General features: G+C 64.1%; 5 protein-coding genes. 3 read left to right on the plus strand and 2 right to left on the minus strand.

Going from position 1 to position 3,188, the window contains the following annotated elements:
• Positions 1–594, plus strand: a 594-nt coding sequence (locus ACFHWE_RS23390) for a GntR family transcriptional regulator (protein ID WP_416604029.1), incomplete at its 5' end; no start/stop codon positions are given.
• The gene (locus tag ACFHWE_RS23395; RefSeq protein ID WP_416604030.1) at positions 591–1,271 is read left to right on the plus strand and encodes an HAD family hydrolase; all 681 of its coding nucleotides are present in this window, start codon (positions 591–593) and stop codon (positions 1,269–1,271) included. The genes ACFHWE_RS23390 and ACFHWE_RS23395, both read left to right, overlap by 4 nt.
• Positions 1,272–1,554: 283 nt before the next feature.
• On the opposite strand, the gene ACFHWE_RS23400 is transcribed toward ACFHWE_RS23395, so the two are convergent.
• Positions 1,555–1,914: a hypothetical protein gene (locus ACFHWE_RS23400; protein ID WP_416604031.1), complete on the minus strand. Its 360-nt coding sequence runs from the start codon at positions 1,912–1,914 to the stop codon at positions 1,555–1,557.
• Between the two features lie 45 nt (positions 1,915–1,959).
• Complete coding sequence (locus ACFHWE_RS23405) at positions 1,960–2,469, minus strand: hypothetical protein (RefSeq protein WP_416604032.1); 510 nt, start codon at positions 2,467–2,469, stop codon at positions 1,960–1,962.
• Between the two features lie 527 nt (positions 2,470–2,996).
• Between ACFHWE_RS23405 and ACFHWE_RS23410 the strand changes: the two genes are divergently transcribed.
• Complete coding sequence (locus tag ACFHWE_RS23410; protein ID WP_416604033.1) at positions 2,997–3,161, plus strand: HAD hydrolase-like protein; 165 nt, start codon at positions 2,997–2,999, stop codon at positions 3,159–3,161.
• Positions 3,162–3,188: the final 27 nt, after the last annotated feature.

Raw genomic sequence — 3,188 nt, forward strand, 5'->3', positions numbered from 1 at the left:
CTGCGCCCCCACATCGAAGCGGCCTTCGCCGCCGAGCAGGTCACCATCGACTTCGCCGGGTTCTCCAGCGAGACCCTCCACGGAGCACTCCAAGAACCCCTGGACCGGGTCCGCGAGGGACGCACCCGCCCGCGCAGCATCCGCATCCGTATCCTGGTCACCGACCTGTCCCAGCCACGGGGCCTGCCGGTACGCTCCGACACCGGCCAGGACGACCCCCAGGCCCGCGCACGGATGCGCCGCATCATGCTCCGCCACACCCAGGGCATCGAGGACCTCGTCAGCGAACTCCAACACCTGGACCTGGTACCGCAGGCCACCGCGTGCACCCGCGTGCACCCGCTCGTACCCATGGGCAAGATCTACCTGATCAACCGCACCCAGGCGTTCTTCGGCTTCTACCCCGTCACCGAACACCGCGTCCCCCTCGGACAGGAGACCGCGCGGATCCACGACCTCATGGGCCGCGACAGCCTCCTCTTCCACCACAGCGCCGGCCCCGACCCCGACTCGGTGGGCTCGCAGTACCTCGCCCAGGCCCATGCCTGGTTCGACAGCCTCTGGAACTCGATCGCCTGGGAGCGCCCCCAGTGAAAGACCACCAGCCAACGTTCACTACAGACCGGGTCCGCGCGGTCCTGCTCGACTTCGACGGGCCCGTGTGCAGCGCCTTCGCGGGCTATCCCGCCGCGTCGGTGGCCTCGGACCTGCTCATCCTGGCCGCCCGGTCCGGCGCCGGGGTCGCCGGGGCGGTCGACACCAGCGACCCGATGCAGGTCCTGCGGATCCTGCACCGGCAGGATCCGCACCTGCACCCGCAGATGGAGGAGTTCCTGACCGTCGCGGAGCTGGCCTCCCTGGCCCAAACCGCCCCCCACCCGGGGGCCGTGGGCGTGCTGGAGCAGTGTTGGGCCAGTGGCCGCCCCGTCGCGGTGGTCACCAACAACTCGGCCGAGGCGGTGGCGGCGTTCCTGGCACGCCATGGCCTCCAGCACCTGGTGGAGGGTGTGCACGGCCGCGACCGGGACGATCCGGCTCTGATGAAACCGCACCCGCACCTGTTGGAGGCGGCCCTGCGGCAGCTCGGGGTCCGGGCCGGGGAGTGCCTGATGGTGGGGGACTCGGTCACCGATATCGAGGCGGCGCACGCGGTGGGGGCGATGGCTGTGGGGTATGCCAACAAGCCGGGTAAGGCCGAGCGGTTCCGTGCGTTGGGGTGCGACCTGGTCATCCACAGCATGGACGAACTCGCCACCGCCCTCAAAGCATGAGAGATCCGAAAAGCGCTGCCAGGGATTCAGCACGAAGCGGGCTCTTGAGCGAGTAACGCCGTGTCGTTGGGGCGTGCTCGGTTGCTGCTGGACTGACTTGGTTCTGAACCCTGACATGCGGGCCCTACCGAAAACGAGATGAACCGTCTTGTCGCGCAGGCATAGAAAAGCCCCCTGCAACGAACTGTTGCCGGGGGTGGGGAAGGTCACGGTGGTGTGACCTCGGGCCTGTGGGCGGCATCACGCCCGGGCGTACTCTTCATTGGTGACCCAGAAGACGGATTCACTGCTGATTCACCGAAGAACCCATCTTCTTGATCCGATCGAGGGGATAGAGAAGCACCGAAGTCGTGACGATACTGTAGGCGATGATAAGAGCAAGTCCGACCATCGGAAACGGATCTTCGGACAGCGCGGCACTGAACGACCACAGGAGCGGTGGAAGACATAGAAAGAAAGCACAGGTTCCCCAGAATACGAGTCCCTTGTTCGCTTTCCTGCGCAACGCTGGATCGAAACCCACACGATCGGGGACATCCCCGATATAGTTTTTTCCGCGCCGGATTCCCAGGATCCCGAAGAAGACGAGGGTCAGAGCTAAGAATGTCTTAGCCAGGAAGAGGAAAGCAATCACGAAACCCATTACGCATCCTCCGTTCCAGCGGCCCGGATCGTCATGCTCGGTGAGCTACTCGGGGCCGCGAATGGACAGGTAGTAGACGAACACTGCGCGAATCGCGGCCTCTTTCGCCGCCTGGGGGACCAAGCGCCATGCGACCCCTCCGACTTCGCCGACCAGACACCCTACGGCTGCGTTCATCGCGTAAGTTTCCCAGCCGGAGTACCCTCCGTTGATGATGTCGGTCAAGGCGGTGGTGGGAACGCTGGCCAGCGCACCACGCGCACACCAGGCTGCGACAGCGATAACAACGGCAGGCAGAGCCTGGGTTTCGACCTCGCCTTCAGGGGCGGCGAAGAAGTACTCGTTGACCAGGGACAATTCTTCCTCGGTCAGCTCCTGGGCGAGGATCGCGTTTACCTCTTCAGGGGAAGCCTGCAGGTGGGTGTCGGCCTGCGTCATCTCCTGGCCGTTCATGCCCATCGTCTCCTTGGCTGCCGCCGGAGACAATCCGGCAAACATGAGTGAAATCGCTGTGGTGGCGGCAATGGTACCAGAAGCGAGAGGGCTTTTCAGCATAGGAGTTTCCTTTTTGTCTTATTTCCTTTCGGGCATTGACATGCAAACAGATGAGCATTGTTCTCTGCAACCCTGGAGTCGCTGGATCGCGAGGGTTTGAGATTGATCAAAGAGGAGGATGGCATGGGTGTCTCTCCTGCGTAAGATGGGTGCAACGAGGAGAGAAGCGGTTGCGGCTTGGTCTAAACCTCTGGGGCGTGGCCTATGGTGGCCAATATCGAACTTGGCACACGTGTGGCCGATGGTGTCATGTCGTCGTAGTAACACCGCAGTTCAAAGGGGTTCCCGATGGGAATCGGACTAATGGTCGCCATCGAGGGCGAATCTGGCGGTGGTTGGTGAGAAGGACGCCTCCGGCGTGGTAGCCGCTCCAGGTATGGCAGGCCGGGACGGTGGTCACCGTGTGCGCGGAGAGCGCGGATTCGTGCACCGCCCACAGTCCGATGTCGTTCTCGACGTCCTCCCGGACGTGAAGGAGCCACACGCCGTCGCCGAGTGGCCGCTCAGTCGGCCAGGCCGGGGAGTGCCTGATGGTGGGCGACTCGGCCACCGACATCGAGGCGGCGCACGCGGTGGGGGCGATGGCCGCGGGGTATGCCAACAAGCCGGGTAAGGCCGAGCGGTTCCGTGCGTTGGGGTGCGACCTGGTCATCCACAGCATGGACGAACTCGCCACCGCCCTCAAGAATTGAGCGCTCTTCCGCGAAAAAGAACCACGC

This window comes from Nocardiopsis sp. LOL_012 (genome assembly GCF_048060475.1).
Classification (GTDB): domain Bacteria; phylum Actinomycetota; class Actinomycetes; order Streptosporangiales; family Streptosporangiaceae; genus Nocardiopsis.